Annotated in this window: 17 protein-coding genes; 11 read left to right on the forward strand and 6 right to left on the reverse strand. The window is 73.6% G+C overall.

The genetic code is table 11. The features are described 5' to 3' along the window. Positions 1–201 precede the first annotated feature (201 nt). The 4 genes from ACFVVA_RS05750 to ACFVVA_RS05765 all read left to right on the forward strand — a co-directional run bounded on the left by ACFVVA_RS05750 (position 202) and on the right by ACFVVA_RS05765 (position 2,985). Entirely contained in the window at positions 202–411 is a 210-nt protein-coding gene (locus ACFVVA_RS05750) for a helix-turn-helix domain-containing protein (protein WP_045699258.1), read from the forward strand. A 190-nt stretch (positions 412–601) separates the two neighbouring features. Next, positions 602–700, forward strand: coding sequence for a 30S ribosomal protein bS22 (locus ACFVVA_RS05755; protein WP_003948845.1), 99 nt, complete (start codon positions 602–604; stop codon positions 698–700). A gap of 148 nt (positions 701–848) precedes the next feature. Beyond that, positions 849–1,970 carry an NAD-dependent epimerase/dehydratase family protein gene (locus ACFVVA_RS05760; RefSeq protein WP_387686056.1) on the forward strand — a complete coding sequence of 374 codons (1,122 nt, stop codon included), beginning with the start codon at positions 849–851 and terminating at the stop codon, positions 1,968–1,970. 7 nt (positions 1,971–1,977) lie between these two features. Next, positions 1,978–2,985, forward strand: coding sequence for a lysophospholipid acyltransferase family protein (locus tag ACFVVA_RS05765; protein WP_387686058.1), 1,008 nt, complete (start codon positions 1,978–1,980; stop codon positions 2,983–2,985). Positions 2,986–3,145: 160 nt separating this feature from the next. Here the strand turns inward: ACFVVA_RS05765 and ACFVVA_RS05770 are convergent, their stop codons facing one another. From ACFVVA_RS05770 to ACFVVA_RS05780, 3 genes are all read right to left on the reverse strand, one after another. Further along, complete coding sequence (locus ACFVVA_RS05770) at positions 3,146–4,423, reverse strand: DUF5667 domain-containing protein (protein WP_387686060.1); 1,278 nt, start codon at positions 4,421–4,423, stop codon at positions 3,146–3,148. Positions 4,424–4,688: 265 nt separating this feature from the next. Then, entirely contained in the window at positions 4,689–5,498 is an 810-nt protein-coding gene (locus ACFVVA_RS05775) for an ECF subfamily RNA polymerase sigma factor, BldN family (protein WP_387686365.1), read from the reverse strand. Between the two features lie 653 nt (positions 5,499–6,151). Beyond that, positions 6,152–7,234: an HAD family hydrolase gene (locus ACFVVA_RS05780; protein WP_387686062.1), complete on the reverse strand. Its 1,083-nt coding sequence runs from the start codon at positions 7,232–7,234 to the stop codon at positions 6,152–6,154. Positions 7,235–7,338: 104 nt separating this feature from the next. Between ACFVVA_RS05780 and ACFVVA_RS05785 the strand changes: the two genes are divergently transcribed. From ACFVVA_RS05785 to hemB, 7 genes are all read left to right on the forward strand, one after another. Further along, complete coding sequence (locus tag ACFVVA_RS05785) at positions 7,339–7,632, forward strand: glutaredoxin family protein (RefSeq protein WP_387686064.1); 294 nt, start codon at positions 7,339–7,341, stop codon at positions 7,630–7,632. 172 nt (positions 7,633–7,804) lie between these two features. Beyond that, on the forward strand, positions 7,805–8,560 hold the full coding sequence (locus tag ACFVVA_RS05790; protein ID WP_387686065.1) for an exonuclease domain-containing protein: 756 nt from the start codon (positions 7,805–7,807) through the stop codon (positions 8,558–8,560). Between the two features lie 101 nt (positions 8,561–8,661). Next, on the forward strand, positions 8,662–9,564 hold the full coding sequence (locus tag ACFVVA_RS05795; protein WP_359902755.1) for a redox-sensing transcriptional repressor Rex: 903 nt from the start codon (positions 8,662–8,664) through the stop codon (positions 9,562–9,564). Positions 9,565–9,589: 25 nt separating this feature from the next. After that, positions 9,590–10,954: a glutamyl-tRNA reductase gene (locus ACFVVA_RS05800; RefSeq protein ID WP_387686067.1), complete on the forward strand. Its 1,365-nt coding sequence runs from the start codon at positions 9,590–9,592 to the stop codon at positions 10,952–10,954. 41 nt (positions 10,955–10,995) lie between these two features. After that, complete coding sequence (gene hemC, locus ACFVVA_RS05805) at positions 10,996–12,003, forward strand: hydroxymethylbilane synthase (RefSeq protein ID WP_387686069.1); 1,008 nt, start codon at positions 10,996–10,998, stop codon at positions 12,001–12,003. Further along, positions 12,000–13,649, forward strand: coding sequence for a uroporphyrinogen-III synthase (locus ACFVVA_RS05810; RefSeq protein WP_387686070.1), 1,650 nt, complete (start codon positions 12,000–12,002; stop codon positions 13,647–13,649). The genes hemC and ACFVVA_RS05810 overlap by 4 nt, the downstream gene beginning before the upstream one ends. A 68-nt stretch (positions 13,650–13,717) precedes the next feature. Continuing rightward, positions 13,718–14,698, forward strand: coding sequence for a porphobilinogen synthase (gene hemB / locus ACFVVA_RS05815; protein WP_387686072.1), 981 nt, complete (start codon positions 13,718–13,720; stop codon positions 14,696–14,698). 79 nt (positions 14,699–14,777) lie between these two features. Here hemB and ACFVVA_RS05820 read toward each other — a convergent pair whose 3' ends face one another. The 3 genes from ACFVVA_RS05820 to ACFVVA_RS05830 all read right to left on the reverse strand — a co-directional run bounded on the left by ACFVVA_RS05820 (position 14,778) and on the right by ACFVVA_RS05830 (position 16,034). Further along, positions 14,778–15,047 (reverse strand): hypothetical protein, encoded by a 270-nt coding sequence (locus tag ACFVVA_RS05820; RefSeq protein WP_359902770.1) that lies wholly within the window; start codon positions 15,045–15,047, stop codon positions 14,778–14,780. Between the two features lie 212 nt (positions 15,048–15,259). Next, positions 15,260–15,604 carry a rodlet layer protein gene (locus tag ACFVVA_RS05825; RefSeq protein ID WP_359902772.1) on the reverse strand — a complete coding sequence of 115 codons (345 nt, stop codon included), beginning with the start codon at positions 15,602–15,604 and terminating at the stop codon, positions 15,260–15,262. A gap of 85 nt (positions 15,605–15,689) precedes the next feature. Then, positions 15,690–16,034 carry a rodlet layer protein gene (locus ACFVVA_RS05830; RefSeq protein ID WP_359902775.1) on the reverse strand — a complete coding sequence of 115 codons (345 nt, stop codon included), beginning with the start codon at positions 16,032–16,034 and terminating at the stop codon, positions 15,690–15,692. Between the last annotated feature and the right edge of the window lie 189 nt (positions 16,035–16,223).

Here is a 16,223-nt window from a genome sequence, read left to right on the forward strand (position 1 = left end):
GTCAGGCCGTGCGTACGCCGGGCGGTGCCATCGGCCGATCGGCTACGTACTGCAACGGTCCTATCTCTCACCGTACGAGGACTGCACTTCCCCTCTTCCCACTGGTACCACCCATAACTACTCTGGGGATACACGTGTGCCGGTGGAGTCACCGGAGGGGAAGCCGGTGCCTTGCACACGGGTAAGGGTCGGGTGATGGTCATGAGTTCCGTCGAGCGCCCCCTTCAGGAAGTCGTCTTCCTGACCGTGGCGGAGGTCGCCGCGGTCATGCGGGTGTCCAAGATGACGGTGTACCGACTGGTGCACAGCGGAGAGCTGCCGGCCATCCGGGTCGGACGGTCCTTCCGGGTGCCCCAGCAGGCGGTGCACGAGTACCTCAAGGAGTCCTACGTGCGGCTCGAGAGCGCGTAGCGGCGGCGCGCGGGTGCGGGGTCCACACCGGTGGGCACCGCACCCGTTCGTCGGGGATTTCCCCCGAGTTTCCCGGTATCGGGGAGCACGATTACGGCCTTAGCACCATGGACGGTAGGCTAGGCCCTCACGTCAGTCGTATGGACTCCGTCTCTCACGGGCGAGAGTCTCAGTGAGCGAGGGTTGTTCCGTGGGCTCTGTCATCAAGAAGCGTCGCAAGCGTATGGCCAAGAAGAAGCACCGCAAGCTTCTGAAGAGGACCCGCGTTCAGCGTCGCAACAAGAAGTAAGCGCCCCCGGCCGCGCCTAGCGCGCCCAGCGCTTCCACCGCCCGCCCAGCCCCTCGTGGCCTGGGCGGGCGGTGTCATTTCACGGCCCGGCAGCGTGGCGCGGTACGGTGCACGCAGGCCGCTCGGGCCGGGGAACGGGGGCAGCACCGTGGGCGTGGTCGTACTCGTCACCGGCGTGGCGCGCCATCTCGGTGCCCGCTTCGTCGCCGAGGTCCGCCGCCGGCCGGGCGTGGACCTGGTGGTCGGCGTGGACGTGCAGCCGCCCCGACTGCCGCCCGAGGAGCCGGCCGGTCCGGCCGCCCCGTACCGCTTCCACCAGCTCGACCTGCGCCGCCCGGCGCTCTCCCGGGTGCTCGCCGAGCACCGGGTGGACACCGTGGTGCACCTCAGCGTCAGCGCCACCGGCCTGGGCTCCACCAACCGCTCCGCGGTGAAGGAGTCCAACGTGATCGGCACCATGCAACTGCTCGGCGCCTGCCAGAAGGCCCCCGGGGTGCGCCGGCTGGTGGTGAAGTCCACCACCGGCGTCTACGGATCCGCGCCCCGCGACCCGGCGGTGTTCAGCGAGCGGATGCAGCCCAAGGACCCGCCCGGCGGCGGCTTCGCCAAGGACGCGGCGGAGGTCGAGGGCTATGTGCGCGGCTTCGCCCGGCGCCGCCCGGACGTCGCGGTGACGGTGCTGCGCTTCGCCAACATCGTCGGCCCGGACGCGGACACCCCGCTCAGCGAGTACTTCGCGCTGCCCGTGCTGCCGACCGTGCTCGGCTACGACCCGCGGCTGCAGTTCGTGCATGAGGACGACGCCGTCGCGGTGCTCTGCCGGGCCGCCGACGAGCCCGCGCCGGGCACCGTCAACACCGGGACCTTCAACGTGGCGGGGGAGGGCGTCCTGCTGCTCTCCCAGTGCGCCCGCCGGCTGGGCCGGCCCACCCTGCCGCTGCTGCTGCCCGCGGTCAGCTGGATGGCCGTACTGGCCCGGCAGACCCGGCTGGTCGACGTCTCGCCCGAGCAGCTGCGGCTGCTCACCCACGGCCGGGTGGTGGACACCGCGCGGCTGCGCGACACCTTCGGCTACCGCCCGGCGTTCGGCACCCCGGAGGCCTTCGCCGACTTCGCCGCCGCGCAGGGGCCGGGGCTGCTGCCGCCCGAGCGGCTGGCCGCCGTCACCGACCGGCTGACGGCCCTGCTCGGCCCGGAAGGGGCCGCCCCCGCGGGGCCGGCCGCCGGACCGGACGCCGTACCGAACCGCCCCCGCCGACCGAGGAGCTGAACCCGCGATGAGTGCCGCAGCCGAGAACGCGTCGGGCGAGGCCAAGGTCATCCCGATCGAGTCCGCCCCCAGCTGGACCTCGCCCGAGGGGCCGAAACTGGCCGACCGGCTCGCCGAGGCCGTCGGCGGCGTGCTGTCCGGGCCGCTCGGCCCGGCCGCCACCGGGCTGTTCGGCAAGGGCTGGGAGGGCCGTGCCGCCGAGCGGCTGGCCTTCCTGCGCCGCCGGGTGACCGGCGACTACGAGGTGGACGAGTTCGGCTTCGACCGGGAGCTCACCGAGGAGGTGCTGCTCTCGCTGCTGCGCCCGCTGGCCGAGAAGTACTTCCGGATCGACGTCCAGGGCGTGGAGCACATCCCGGCCGAGGGCGGCGCGCTGATCGTCGCCAACCACTCCGGCACGATCCCGCTGGACGCCCTGATGACCCAGGTGGTCATCCACGACCACCACCCCGCCCGGCGGCACCTGCGGATGCTCGCCGCCGACCTGGTCTTCGTACTGCCCGGCGTCAACGAGCTGGCCCGCAAGGCCGGCCACACGCTGGCCTGCAACGAGGACGCCCAGGCCCTGCTGGAGCGCGGCGAGGTCGTCGGGGTCTGGCCGGAGGGCTTCAAGGGGATCGGCAAGCCGTTCTCCGAGCGCTACAAGCTCCAGCGGTTCGGCCGCGGCGGCTTCGTCGCCTCGGCTCTGCGGGCGCGGGTGCCGATCGTGCCCTGCTCGATCGTCGGGGCCGAGGAGACCTACCCGATGATCGGCAACGTGAAGACCCTGGCCCGGTTGCTGGGCCTGCCGTACGTGCCGGTCACCCCGACCTTCCCGTGGCTGGGCCCGCTCGGGGTGCTGCCGCTGCCGACCAAGTGGACGATCCGCTTCGGCGAGCCGATCGCCACCGACAGCTACCCGGCGGAGGCGGCGGACGACCCGATGCTGGTCTTCGACCTGGCCGACGAGGTGCGCGAGACCATCCAGCACACCCTCTACCAACTGCTGGTGCAGCGGCGTTCGGTGTTCTTCTGACGGTGCCTTTCCGACGGTGCTCCGCCGGCGGTGTCCTTCCGGCGGGGGTCGGGCCGAGGAGGCCCGGGTCCTTCCGCTGGGCCGGGGCTCCACGGAAGGACCCGGGTACGGCGGGGGCCCGGCGGATATCGCACTCCGCCGGGCCCCCACCGCCCTGCCGTCAGCCGCCCAGGATGCGCAGCCCGGGCAACAGGTCCGGGAGCAGCGGGGGCACCTCGACGCCCTGCGGCTGGGCCGCGTTCGGGGCGCCGGGCGTGGCCTGCTGCGGGGCCGCGTCGGCGCTCGGCGAGGGCTTGGTGCCGGTGAGGCCGCTGGTGAGGCCGCCGACCAGGCCGTTGACGGCGTCGGGGGCGCTGCTGGGCAGGGTGTCCGGCAGGACGCCGCCCTTGCCCCCGGTCCCGGAGGCGCCGGAGCCGGGGTTGGCCGGGGCGTGCTCGGGGGCGCCGGGGCGGTTGCCGGCGGAGCCCGGGGCCCGGTCGGCGCCGGCCGTGGTGCCGGATCCGGCCGCGGGGGAGCCGGCCGGGGAGCCGTCGGTGGAGTGGGAGGAGCCGTCGCCCGCTCCGGAGCCGGCTGCGCCACCGCTCTGAGCGGGGGGCAGGACCAGGCGCAGGGGCGCGACGTCCTCGCTTATGTCGTCGAAGAGGCGGTTCACCAGGTCGGCCTGCTGGGTGAGCTGGACGGGCAGCCGGCCCTGCAGCTCGCTCCAGCGGCCGTCCTCGTCGTGGGCGAAGCCGGCCAGCGCCCGCATCGGGTCGAGCGAGCCGTTGCTGCGGTAGACCGAGCGCAGCAGCTCGCGGCCCCTGAGGGCGTCGGCGTGCATGTCGTCCAGGGCGCGGCGGACCTGTTCGACGGTGGCCGGGCTGAGGCCGCCGGCCGGGCCGGTGCGGCCGACCAGGGTCTTGGCCTCGCCGAGTCGGGTGGCCGCGTTGTCGAGCAGCAGTTCGCCGCGCTCGGAGTCGGAACCGGCGAAGTCGAGCCGGAGTCCCTCCAGCCCGCGCTTGAGGCCGTACAGCGTGTCCCCGGGGAGGGCGTGGGCGCTGGCCGCGGCGGCGCCGGTCAGGCTGCCGACGGCGAGCCCGGCGACCAGCCCGCCGATCGCGAACCGGCGGCTCCAGCGGCCGCGCGGCGCCGTCCGGATCGCCCGGTGGCGGCGCTGCCGGGGCACCGGGGTGCCCGTCCCGCCGGCGAAGGCCTGCTCGAACGCGGCCATCAGCTGGGCGCGTTGGACCGTGCGGACCTCCCGGGCCAGCACCGGCCCGGGCAGCGCCCCCAGCGCGTCGGTCAGACCGACCAGTTCGGCCATCGCGACCGGACCGGCGCCGGTGGCGGCGGCGTTGTCCGATTCGGCGTTGGCCGCAGCGCGTTGCTCTGCCTGGTGGGCCTCCAGCGCCTCGGCGAAGGCCTTCGCCCGCCGGTGCTCCAGCACGTTTGCCGTCACGGGCCACACCTCCCTTCGTCGTTGTCGACACCCTGGCCTGCCGGACGGTTGCCCTGGCTGGCCAAAGCCACTCCATCGGGTGATAGGCCGCAATTCGACTTGACCGTACGCCTGGTGGGGGCTTGCACGTTGGCCAACGAGTGGTGCGGGCGGTCGGTTACGCACGGCTGATCATCGGACCGACCGTTCACCCTGACGTGTCGGCCGGGCGCGAACGGTGACGGACGGCCGTGCCGTATGGCACCGGGGTCGTCCTCGGCACGGTTCATCGCGCGTCGGGCGGGAGCAGCCGGGCCAGGGTGCGGACGGCGCGGTACTGGAGGGTCTTGATGGCGCCCTCGTTCTTGCCCATGATCCGGGCCGTCTCGGCCACCGAGAGCCCCTGCAGGAAGCGCAGGGTGACGCACTCCTGCTGCTGCGGGTTGAGCCGGCGCACGGCGTCCAGCAGGGCGGCGTTGGAGAGCGACTCCAGCACCGACTCCTCCGGGCTGCGCTCGCACTCGTTGGAGTCCAGCATCTCGCCGGTGGTGACCTCCAGCCGGAAGCGGCTGGACTTGAAGTGGTCGGCGACCAGGTTGCGGGCGATGGTGACCAGCCAGGCGCCGAAGTCCCGGCCCTGCCAGGTGAAGGTGCCGATCCGGCGCAGGGCGCGCAGGAAGGTCTCGCTGGTGAGGTCCTCTGCCGTGGCCCGGCTGCCGACCCGGTAGTAGATGTAGCGGTAGACGGTGTCCGCGTAGTGGTCGTAGAGCCGGCCGAAGGCCTCGCTCTCGCCGGCCTGGGCCCGCTCGACCAGCTCCATGATCGGGTTGTGCTCGGTCTCGTAGCCGGGGTTGGGCGCCGTCCGGGCGCGGCCCCGGCCGGTGCCGGTGCTGCCGGTGCGGCCGCGCGAGCCGGTGCCGGCCGAGCCGGCGGCGGTGGTGCGCAGTGCCGGGCCGGGCGGCTGGGGCTGGGGCTGGACGAACGATCCTCCAGCCGGCGCGAGTTGGGGCAGGACGGCGAACTGGCTGCGGAGCAGGGTGCGCAACAGGGTCAGGCCGGTGGAGATCTGCCGCTCGGCGGTCGGCCGACCGCGCAGGCCGGTGCGGGGGCGCAGGGGCGCGGACGACGGGCGGGAGGGTGCAGGCGCGTCGTTCCGGACGGGTGGGTACACGGGACTCCCAGAGGCAGAACTGTGGACGGATCACCTCCGCCTGCGCGGAGAGCACTCCCCGAAGCGTCCGTTCGAGCGGGACGCGTGGTGACGTGCATCCAGGAGAGAATAACGCTTTGTGCAATGACAGCTACACCGTGTGGTCGAAGTGGTCGTTTGGGATCCATTTGTTGTGCATATTCGGCTGACACTGACCGGAGCTGTCATCGTTCATCCGGCTCAACGTGATCGAACAGGCGCTCAGGGTGACCAATTCGGCGGCCTGGGGGGCGGTTTCCCAGCCTTGGGGCTCGGCAACCCCTGACTTTCCCGGCCTGGCGAACGATCAGAACCGGTCACCGGGCGACAGGTTCGTGCAGGTGACTCGGACCACCCTGTGGTGCAGGGGAGTTCGCCCGTAAGAGGGGCCAGGTCAGAGGCCTTGTTGACGCCTGCTCACCCGCCGGGGCGAGCCCGTCCGGACGGCGTCCCGACGACCCGCGGACGACCCGCCGGCGACCTCCCGACCGTCTTGGGGCGGCCCTCGGGCGCGCCCCCGGCGGCCTTCGGGAGCCCGCGCGGCCCCCGGCGCGGGAGGTTCAGGAGCGGCGCCTGCGCCGGTTCAGCGCCACCCCGGCCGCCGTCGCGCCGGCCAGCACCCCGAGCGCGGCCGCGGCCGGCAGCCCCACCCGGGCCGCCTTGCGCCCGGTCCGGAAGTCCCGCACCCGCCAGCCCTGGGTCCGGGCGTGGCGCCGCAGCGCGCCGTCCGGGTTCACCACGTACGGGTGGCCGACCAGCGAGAGCATCGGGATGTCGTTGGCCGAGTCGCTGTAGGCGGCGCAGCGGTCGAGGTCGAGGCGTTCGCGCCGGGCCAGCGCACGGACGGCGGCGGCCTTGGCCGGGCCGTGCAGCAGGTCGCCGACCAGCCGGCCGGTGTACAGGCCGTCCCGGGCCTCGGCGACGGTGCCCAGCGCGCCGGTCATGCCGAGCCGCCGGGCGATGATCCTGGCCACCTCCAGCGGGGCGGCGGTGACCAGCCAGACCCGCTGGCCGGCGTCCAGGTGCATCTGGACCAGGGCGCGGGTGCCGGGCCAGATCTTGTCCGCCACGACCTCCTCGAAGATCTCCTCGCAGATCGCCTCCAGGTCGGCGGTGGGCTTGCCGGCCACGATGCCGAGGGCGGACTGCTTGGCGTCGGAGATGTGGTCCGGGTCCTCGGTGCCGTGCAGCCGGAACCAGGCCTGCTGCCAGGCGAAGCGGGCGATGTCGCGGCGGGTGAGGAAGCCGCGGCGGTAGAGGCCGACGCCGAGGTAGAAGATCGCGGCGCCGCGCAGGATGGTGTTGTCGCAGTCGAAGAAGGCGGCGGCGCGGGGGTCGTCCGGGTCCGGGGTGTGGTTCTCGGTCGAGGCCTTGGGGGCCTTGGGGGTTTTGCCGGGCTTCGCCGCGGCCGGCGCGTCCGTTCCGGTACTGCCGTCCGTTCCGGTACTGCCGTCCGTTCCGGTACTGCCGTCCGTTCCGGTACTGCCGTCCGTTCCGGTGGTGTCGTCCGGCCCTGCGGTGCCGTCCGGCCCGGGCTCGGCCCGCAGCGCGGCCTCGGCCGCCTCGGCCGCGGCTTCGCCGGCCAGGGCGCTCCGCTCGCTGCTGGAACGCCTTGCCTGGGTGAGCCTTCTGAGCACGGCCATGTCACCGAGGATAGCCAGCCGGGCGCGCGGCGACCGTGACGGAGCCGTGCCCGCGAGGTGAACAGCTCCACCGGGTGCCGGGCGCCCCCGGGCGGGCGGGTGCCATGGCGGAGAATGGGGTGGTGAGCCCACTGCTGCGACGTAAGAACCCCGAACCCGCGGACCGGACCGTGACCCTGGTCGGCAAGCCGGGCTGCCACCTGTGCGACGAGGCCCGCGAGGTGATCCTCCGGGTGACGGGCGAGCTGGGGGCGTCCTTCGAGGAGCGGGACATCACCCAGGACGAGGAGCTGTACCGCCGCTACTGGGAGCAGATTCCGGTCACCCTGATCGACGGTCGCCAGCACGACTTCTGGCGGGTCGACGAGCGCCGTCTGCGCACTGCCCTCGGCGGCTGAGCGGGGCCTGACCGGGCGTTCGTCCGTGTACCGACCCCCCGCCGATCGGCGGGGGAGGTTCGCCGAATCGTTGCCAAAGACACGCCGTTCCGGCGTGGGGCGGGGCGGGTTGGTCGGCTTACGATCGAACGCGTTTGCGCCTGTGGGGGGCCGAGCACACGAGGAGTGCGCCATGCTTCCCGGTCCTGCCCCCGGGGTGTCCGGAGCCCCGGAGCCCCGGACGGTCCCCCGGGGCTTCGCCGTGGTGGACGTGGAGGCGACCGGCCGCAGCCCGTGGCGGCACCGGGTGGTCGAGGTGGCCGTGGTGCTGCTCGACGAGCGGCTGCGTCCCGAGGGCGAGTTCGCCACCCTGCTGGATCCGCTGGGCCCGGTCGGTCCGACCCATGTGCACCGGATACGCCAGTGCGACGTGGAGGGCGCCCCGCGCTTCCGGGAGATCGCCCCGCGGCTGCTGGAGCTGCTGGCCGGCCGGGTGCTGGTGGGTCACCACGTCAGCTGCGACCACGCCTTCCTGGATCGCGAGTTCGCCCGGATCGGGGTGCCGCTGCCGCCCGTGCCGCTGCTGTGCACGATGCTGCTGGCCCGCGCGCACCTGCCGCAGGCCCGCGGCCAGGGCCTGGCGGCCTGCGCGGAGGCGGCGGACCTCGGCTGGTATCCGGCGCACACCGCGCTGGGCGACGCCCGGGTGACCGCCGAGCTGCTGCGGCACTGCCTGGGTGCCCCGTCCTGCCCGCCGGGCGACTGGACCGGCCCGCTGCGCGAGGCTGCCGAGGTGCCCTGGCCCCGGCTGGGGCGGGCCCGTTCCCACTCGTCCGGCGCCGGCGTCCCGCTGCTGCGCAGGGAGGCCCCGTACGGCCCCTGGCTGCCCGGTTCGCGAGCCCCGGAGGTCGTGCTGACCCGGGCCGGTGCTATGCGGTCGATGGCGTGATGCGCATCACTGTGTAGGGACAAAACGGACACCATCTTTGTGCACACGTTCACAAACGCATAGCCTGGCTGCCAAAGCCCAGCTTCACCCACAGGAGCACCGTGGCAATCGGCCGATCACCACAGAGCAGTTCGCAGACGCCCGACCAGGGCGCCGCGCGCCGACCGTCGCGTGCCCGGGGCATCCCGGAGGCGACAGTCGCCCGCCTGCCCCTCTATCTGCGGGCCCTCACCGCGCTCTCCGAGCGCTCGGTGCCGACCGTCTCCTCCGAGGAGCTGGCCGCCGCGGCCGGCGTGAACTCGGCCAAGCTGCGCAAGGACTTCTCCTACCTCGGCTCCTACGGCACCCGCGGCGTCGGCTACGACGTCGAGTACCTCGTCTACCAGATCTCCCGCGAGCTCGGCCTGACCCAGGACTGGCCGGTCGTCATCGTCGGCATCGGGAACCTCGGCCACGCGCTCGCCAACTACGGCGGGTTCGCCTCCCGCGGCTTCCGGGTGGCCGCCCTGTTGGACGCCGACCCCAACGTGGTCGGTTCCACCGCGGCCGGACTGCCGGTGCGGCACATGGACGAGCTGGAGTCGATCGTCGAGAGCCAGCACGTCTCCATCGGCGTGATCACCACCCCGCCCGGCGCCGCCCAGCAGGTGTGCGACCGGCTGGTGGAGGCCGGCGTCACCAGCATCCTGAACTTCGCCCCGACCGTGCTGACCGTCCCGGACGGCGTGGACGTGCGCAAGGTGGACCTCTCCATCGAGCTCCAGATCCTCGCCTTCCACGAGCAGCGCAAGGCCGGCGAGGAGCCGGACGACCGTGCCGAGTCGGTGCTGGACCGCGCCCCCGGTCCGGTCCGGGCGGCCGCCGCCAAGCTGCGCCGCGCGGCCGGCGGCAGCGGCAAGCCCCGGGGCACCGTCGAGTCGGCGGCCAAGGACCAGGCCGAGCAGGCCAAGGGAAAGTCCGCCAAGGGCGGCGACGGGGATCTCTCCGCGGTGATGCCCGCATGAACACCGAGAGCTGTGGGGGGCGGGCATGAGCCTTCTCGTCGTAGGGCTGAGCCATCGCACCGCCCCGGTCGGGGTGCTGGAACGCGCCGCGCTGACGGGTGACGTACCGACCCGGCTGCTGCACGACGCGGCCGCCACCGCGACGGTCGGCGAGGCCGCGCTGCTGAACACCTGCAACCGGATCGAGCTGTACGCGGACGTGGACAAGTTCCACGCCGGCGTCGCCGAGCTGTCGCTGCTGCTGGCCCACCACAGCGGGGTGGACCTGGAGGAGCTGACCTCCCACCTGTACGTCCACTACGAGGACCGCGCCGTCCACCACCTCTTCTCGGTGGCCTGCGGCCTGGACTCGATGGTCGTCGGCGAGGGCCAGATCCTCGGCCAGCTGCGCGACGCGCTGGCCAAGGCCCAGGAGGAGCACACCGCCGGGCGCGGCCTGAACGAGCTGTTCCAGCAGGCCCTGCGGGTCGGCAAGCGCGCGCACAGCGAGACCGGCATCGACAAGGCCGGCCAGTCGCTGGTCACCTTCGGCCTGGAGCAGGTCGCGGCGGGCGCGGGCGAGATCGCCGGCAAGCGCGCGCTGGTGGTCGGCGCCGGCTCGATGAGCTCGCTGGCCGCCGCCACCCTGGTCCGCTCCGGCGTGACCGAGCTGCTGATCGCCAACCGGACCCCGGCCCGCGCCGAGCGGCTGGTCGAGATCCTCGGCCCGGACGTGGCCTCGGTCCTGGACCTGGCCAAGGTGCCGGAGGCGCTCGCCGAGGTGGACCTGGTGATCTCCTGCACCGGCGCGGCCGGTGTGGTGATCAAGGCCGAGGACGTGGCCGCCGCGGTCGCCTCCCGGCGGGACGCCCAGGGGCTCCGCCACGGGGCGTCCGAGCCGCTCGCCCTGCTCGACCTGGCCATGCCGCGAGACGTCGACCACACCGTGCACGAGCTGCCCGGCGCCCTGCTGGTCGACCTGGAGAGCCTCTCCCACGCGCACGCCGCCAGCCCCGGCGCCGGCGACGTCGACCAGGTCACCCGGATCGTCTCCGACGAGGTGACCGCCTTCGGCGCCGCCCAGCGGGCCGCCCGGATCGCGCCGACCGTGGTCGCGCTGCGCTCGATGGCCTCCGACGTGGTCGCCGCCGAGCTCGGCCGGCTGGACTCCCGGCTGCCCGACCTGGACGAGCGCTCGCGCGCCGAGATCACCCAGACCGTCCGCCGCGTCGTCGACAAGCTGCTGCACGCCCCGACCGTCCGGGTGAAGCAGCTGGCCGCCGAGCCGGGCGGCGCCTCCTACGCGGAGGCGCTGCGCGAACTGTTCGACCTCGACCCGGCGGCCGTGCACGCCGTGTCGGGCACGCCCGTCGGCGGGGCGCCCCAGCCCTCGGCCGGGGGCACCAGATGAACCGTCAGCCATCCCACGAGTACCACCGGGACGATCACCTCATGAATGGTCAACCGATCACGGAGCAGCCCTCGGCCACCGCGGCCCTGCGGCTCGGCACCCGGCGCAGCGCCCTCGCCATGGCGCAGTCGGGCATGGTGGCCCGCGAGGTGACCAGGGTCACCGGGCGCGCCGTCGAGCTGGTCGAGATCACCACCTACGGCGACACCTCCCGGGAGTCGCTGGCGCAGATCGGCGGCACCGGGGTGTTCGTCTCCGCGCTGCGCGACGCGCTGCTGGAGGGCCGGATCGACTTCGCCGTGCACTCGCTCAAGGACCTGCCCACCGCCGCCCCCCGGGGGCTGGCGCTGGCCGCCGTCCCCGAGCGCGAGGACGTCCGGGACGCCCTGGTCGCGACCGAGGGCCTGGCCCTGGAGGAGCTGGTGGAGAAGCTGGCCGGCGCCGGCCGCCCGGCCCGGATCGGCACCGGCTCGCCCCGCCGGATGGCGCAGCTGAACGCCTGGGCCAACGCCCGCGGCGCGCAGCTGGAGACCGTCGCGATCCGCGGCAACGTGGACACCCGGATCGGCTTCGTGACCAGCGGCGAGCTGGACGCGGTGGTGCTGGCGACGGCCGGCCTGAACCGGCTCGGCCGCAGCGCCGAGATATCCCAGCACCTCGACACCGAGGTGATGGTCCCCGCCCCCGGCCAGGGCGCGCTCGCGATCGAGTGCGCCACCGCCGACACCGGGCTGACCGCCGCGCTCGCGGCGCTGGACCACGCCCCCACCCGGGTCGCCGTGGCCGCCGAGCGCGCCCTGCTGGCCACCCTGGAGGCCGGCTGCTCTGCGCCGGTGGCCGCGCTGGCCACCTGGGGCCGGGAGAACGAACTGCGGCTGGACGGCGTGGTCGGCGACCCCGACGGAACCGCCCTGCTGAAGATGTCCGCCAACGGTCCGATCGTCCTCGACGAGACCGCCGAGCAGCAGGCGGTGGCCCTCGGCCGCGCGCTGGCTGACCGGCTGCTCGCCGCGGGCGCGGCCGCCCTGATGGGGGAGCGAGCCCGATGAGCCCCACCACCGCCACCGATGCCCTGTTCCCGGTGGGACAGCCCGCCACCGGACGGTGCACCTTCCTGGGCGCGGGCCCCGGGGACCCGGGCCTGCTGACCCTGCGCGCGGTCGAGGTGCTGTCCACCGCCGACGTGCTGGTCGCCGACCCGCTGACCGCCGCCGCCGTGCGCAGCCACTGTCCGGCCGGCGTGCAGGTGCACGCCCCCGCCGCCGAGGGCACCGACTTCGACCTGGCCAAGCTGGTCGCCGAGGCCGTCCGCTCCGGCAAGCACGTGGTCCGCACCGTCGACGGCGACCCCGGCCTGGACGGCTGCGCCGCCGAGGAGATGCTCAGCTGCGCGGGCGACGGGATCCCGTTCGAGGTGATCCCGGGCGTCGCCCAGTCGGTCGGCGTCCCGGCGTACGCGGGCGTCCCGCTGCGCGGCGGGTCCGGCACCGACGTGCGTTTCGTGGACGGCGCCGCGCTGCTGGCCGGCAGCCCGGTGGACCTGGGCGCGCCGGAGACCACCCTGGTGGTCCGCACCACCCTGGGCCAGCTGCCCGCCACCGCCACCGCGCTGGTCGCGTGCGGCCGCAAGCCGGAGTCGGCGCTGAGCGCCACGCTCTCCGGCACCACCACCCGCCAGCGGACCTTCACCTCCACCCTGTCCGGCATCGCGGCCGACCTGAAGGCCGCCCGGGTGCTGCCCTCGCCGGTCTCCGCCCCGGTCGACCCGGCCACCTCGGTGATAGCCGTGGTGGGCGAGCAGGTCGCCCACCGGGCCTCGCACTCGTGGTTCGAGACCAAGCCGCTGTTCGGCTGGAACGTCCTCGTGCCGCGCACCAAGGAGCAGGCCACCGGCCTGTCCGAGCAGCTGCGCTCGTACGGCGCGGTGCCGCAGGAGGTGCCGACCATCGCGGTCGAGCCGCCGCGCACCCCGCAGCAGATGGAGCGGGCCATCAAGGGCCTGGTCACCGGTCGCTACGAGTGGATCGCCTTCACCTCGGTGAACGCGGTGCGCGCCGTCCGGGAGAAGTTCGAGGAGTACGGCCTGGACGCCCGCGCGTTCGCCGGGATCAAGGTCGCGGCGGTCGGCGAGACCACCGCGCAGGCCCTGGTGGACTTCGGCGTGAAGCCGGACCTGGTGCCCTCCGGCGAGCAGTCCGCGGCCGGCCTGCTGGAGGACTGGCCGCCGTACGACCCGGTCTTCGACCCGATCGACCGGGTGCTGCTGCCGCGCGCCGACATCGCCACCGAGACCCTGGTGGCCGGCCTGGTCGAGCTCGGCTGGGAGGTCGACGACGTGACGGCGTACCGGACGGTGCGCGCCTCGCCGCCGCCGGCCGAGACCCGTGAGGCGATCAAGGGCGGCGGTTTCGACGCGGTGCTGTTCACCTCGTCCTCGACCGTCCGGAACCTGGTCGGCATCGCGGGCAAGCCGCACAACGTGACCGTCATCGCCTGCATCGGCCCGGCCACCGCCAAGACCGCCGAGGAGCACGGCCTGCGGGTCGACGTGATGGCCCCGGCGCCGTCGGCGGCCGCGCTGGCCCAGGCGCTGGCAGACTTCGGGGCCAAGCGCCGCGACACCGCGACGGCCGCCGGTGAGCCGGTCTACCGGCCCAGCGAGCGTCGTCCCGGCTCGCGCCGCAAGGCCCGCTGACACCCCTCATGGCCGGGGGCGGCCGACCGTCGCCCCCGGCACTGCACAACCGTTCGGAGAGAGAAGCCGTGTCCGCTGAATTCCCGTACGTACGCCCGCGCCGACTGCGCCGGAGCCCGGCGATGCGCCGCCTGGTGGCCGAGACCCGGCTGCACCCGGCGGAGCTGATCCTGCCGCTGTTCGTCCGTGAGGGCGTCAGCGAGCCCGTCCCGGTGAGTTCGATGCCGGGCGTGGTCCAGCACACCCGGGACACCCTGCGCAAGGCCGCGGTGGAGGCGGCCGAGGCGGGCCTGGGCGGCCTCATGCTGTTCGGCGTCCCGCAGGTGCAGGACGCGATCGGCAGCGAGGGCACCAACCCGGAGGGCATCCTCCAGCAGGCGATCCGGGACGTGGTCTCCGAGGTCGGCGACTCCCTGGTGGTCATGTCGGACCTCTGCCTGGACGAGTACACGGACCACGGCCACTGCGGTGTGCTGGCCGCGGACGGCAGCGTCGACAACGACGCCACCCTGGAGCGCTACGCCGAGATGGCCCGGGTGCAGGCCGACGCCGGCGTCCACCTGGTCGGCCCGTCCGGCATGATGGACGGCCAGATCGCCGTGATCCGGCGGGCGCTGGACGAGGCCGGGCACCAGGACGTGGGCATCCTCGCCTACACCGCCAAGTACGCCTCGGCCTTCTACGGCCCGTTCCGCGAGGCCGTCGGCTCCTCGCTCAAGGGCGACCGCAAGACCTACCAGCAGGACCCGGCCAACGCCCGCGAGTCGCTGCGCGAGCTGGCGCAGGACCTCGCCGAGGGCGCGGACATGGTGATGGTCAAGCCGGCCATGGCCTACCTGGACATCCTGCGCCAGGTCGCCGACGCCTCCCCGGTGCCGGTCTCCGCGTACCAGGTGTCCGGCGAGTACGCGATGGTCGAGGCGGCCGCCGCGAACGGCTGGATCGACCGGGAGCGGATGATCATGGAGACGCTCACCTCGATCCGCCGCGCGGGCGCCGAGCAGATCCTCACCTACTGGGCCCTCGAAGCCGCCGCGATGCTCAAGTAGCGGACCCCGTACGGCGGAAGGCCGGGCCGCTCCCGTGGGGGAGCGACCCGGCCTTCCGGGTTTCTGTCGGGCCGTGGACTCAGATGCCCACGTCGCCGGCGTGCGCGAAGCCCGCGCCGCCGCCGATCACGTCGGTGGAGGTGGCGGCACCGCCGCCGAAGCCTCCGGCGACGACGTCACCGGCGTGGGCGACGCCGAAGCCCCCGCCGGCCACGAACGGCTGGTCGGCGGAGGCGACGAACTCGCCGCCGCCGGCCAGGCCGACGTGGGCGAAGGCCGGGGTGGCGGCACCCGCGAGCGCCAGTGCGGCGGCGGCGGTCAGGGCGGCCTTGGCCAGCTTGCTCTTCATGGAACTGCCCTCTCTCTGGGAGCGCCCCGCGGGCGCTCTGACACGTGATCACAACCGGCGGTCCTGATCGGCGATCCACGCGCCGGACCGGCCCGCCGCTCACCCGTCCGGACCGCGCTGCGGCGCGGCCGGCCGGACACTTCGCCCGCACAGCCCGGAGGGCCCGGGGAGGTGTTCCTCCCCGGGCCCTCCGACCGTGCTGTGCCCCTTGATCAGCCGATCAGGTGCGAGACACCCGCGTCGCCCGTGGACTGGGTGTTCTGGCCGACGTTGCAGATCTGCTTCGGCTGGTTGTTCAGGACCGGGACCTCGACCGGAACCGCGATGCCGATGACGGCGACGGCGACGTTGTGGATCTCCGGCAGGCAGATGTTCGGGTTGTCCAGAACGTGGCTGTTCGGGCTGCCGTTGCCGGCGGTGCCGGTGTGGTTGGTGCCGCCGTTGCCCTGGACGGAGGTGGCGGCGCCGTCCGAGTCGACGATGGCGGAGGCCGAGCCGGCGGACATCGCGAAGGCGGCGGCGGCCAGGCCGGCGGCGGCGAGGGACTTCTTGATCATCTCTGGTTTTCCTCTCGGGGTGAATCGGGGAGCGATTCGTAGGTGGATCGTGAGGGTGGTGCAGGGAGAACGGAGCGGCGACCGATCAGCCGATCAGGTGGGACACGCCGCCGTCGCCCTGGCTCTGGGTTCCCTGGCCGACGGTGCAGTACTGCCTGCCGCCGTTGTTGGCGATCGGGACCTCGACCGGGACGGCCACGCCGAGCACGCCGACCGCGATGTTGTGGATCTCCGGCAGGCAGATGTTCGGGTTGTCCAGGAAGTGGAAGTTCGGGCTGTTGTTCCCGACCGTGCCCGTGAAGTTGGTACCGCCGTTGCCTTCGATGGAGGCGGCGGCGCCGTCCGCGTCACCGATGGCGGAGGCGGGCGCGGCGGCACCGGCCAGCGCGGCGACGGCCAGGCCGGCGGCGGCGAAGGACTTCTGGATCATGGCGAGATCCCTCTCTGAAATGCTCTTTGGATTCCGTGCGTACAACGCTGAGAACGCTCAGACCCGGTCTGCAGTCACTGACGTCCAGATCAAAGAACGACGGCACGGAAGGTTACGGGGATTTTTGAAAAGAGTCCCGGAGGCGCGACGGCGGGGGGAATCCGATCGGATTATTACTCCGAACCGGTT

The organism is Kitasatospora sp. NPDC058048 (assembly GCF_042885555.1).
GTDB lineage: Bacteria > Actinomycetota > Actinomycetes > Streptomycetales > Streptomycetaceae > Kitasatospora > Kitasatospora lactacystinica.

Coding starts and splice junctions, on each gene's coding strand:
- ACFVVA_RS05765 (WP_387686058.1), top strand. CDS start 1,978: ATGAGTGCCGCAGCCGAGAACGCGTCGGGCGAGGCCAAGGTCATCCCG.
- ACFVVA_RS05800 (WP_387686067.1), top strand. CDS start 9,590: ATGAGCCTTCTCGTCGTAGGGCTGAGCCATCGCACCGCCCCGGTCGGG.
- ACFVVA_RS05830 (WP_359902775.1), bottom strand. CDS start 16,034: ATGATCCAGAAGTCCTTCGCCGCCGCCGGCCTGGCCGTCGCCGCGCTG.
- ACFVVA_RS05750 (WP_045699258.1), top strand. CDS start 202: ATGAGTTCCGTCGAGCGCCCCCTTCAGGAAGTCGTCTTCCTGACCGTG.
- ACFVVA_RS05790 (WP_387686065.1), top strand. CDS start 7,805: ATGCTTCCCGGTCCTGCCCCCGGGGTGTCCGGAGCCCCGGAGCCCCGG.
- ACFVVA_RS05820 (WP_359902770.1), bottom strand. CDS start 15,047: ATGAAGAGCAAGCTGGCCAAGGCCGCCCTGACCGCCGCCGCCGCACTG.
- hemC (WP_387686069.1), top strand. CDS start 10,996: ATGAATGGTCAACCGATCACGGAGCAGCCCTCGGCCACCGCGGCCCTG.
- ACFVVA_RS05780 (WP_387686062.1), bottom strand. CDS start 7,234: ATGGCCGTGCTCAGAAGGCTCACCCAGGCAAGGCGTTCCAGCAGCGAG.
- ACFVVA_RS05825 (WP_359902772.1), bottom strand. CDS start 15,604: ATGATCAAGAAGTCCCTCGCCGCCGCCGGCCTGGCCGCCGCCGCCTTC.
- ACFVVA_RS05810 (WP_387686070.1), top strand. CDS start 12,000: ATGAGCCCCACCACCGCCACCGATGCCCTGTTCCCGGTGGGACAGCCC.
- ACFVVA_RS05785 (WP_387686064.1), top strand. CDS start 7,339: ATGGCGGAGAATGGGGTGGTGAGCCCACTGCTGCGACGTAAGAACCCC.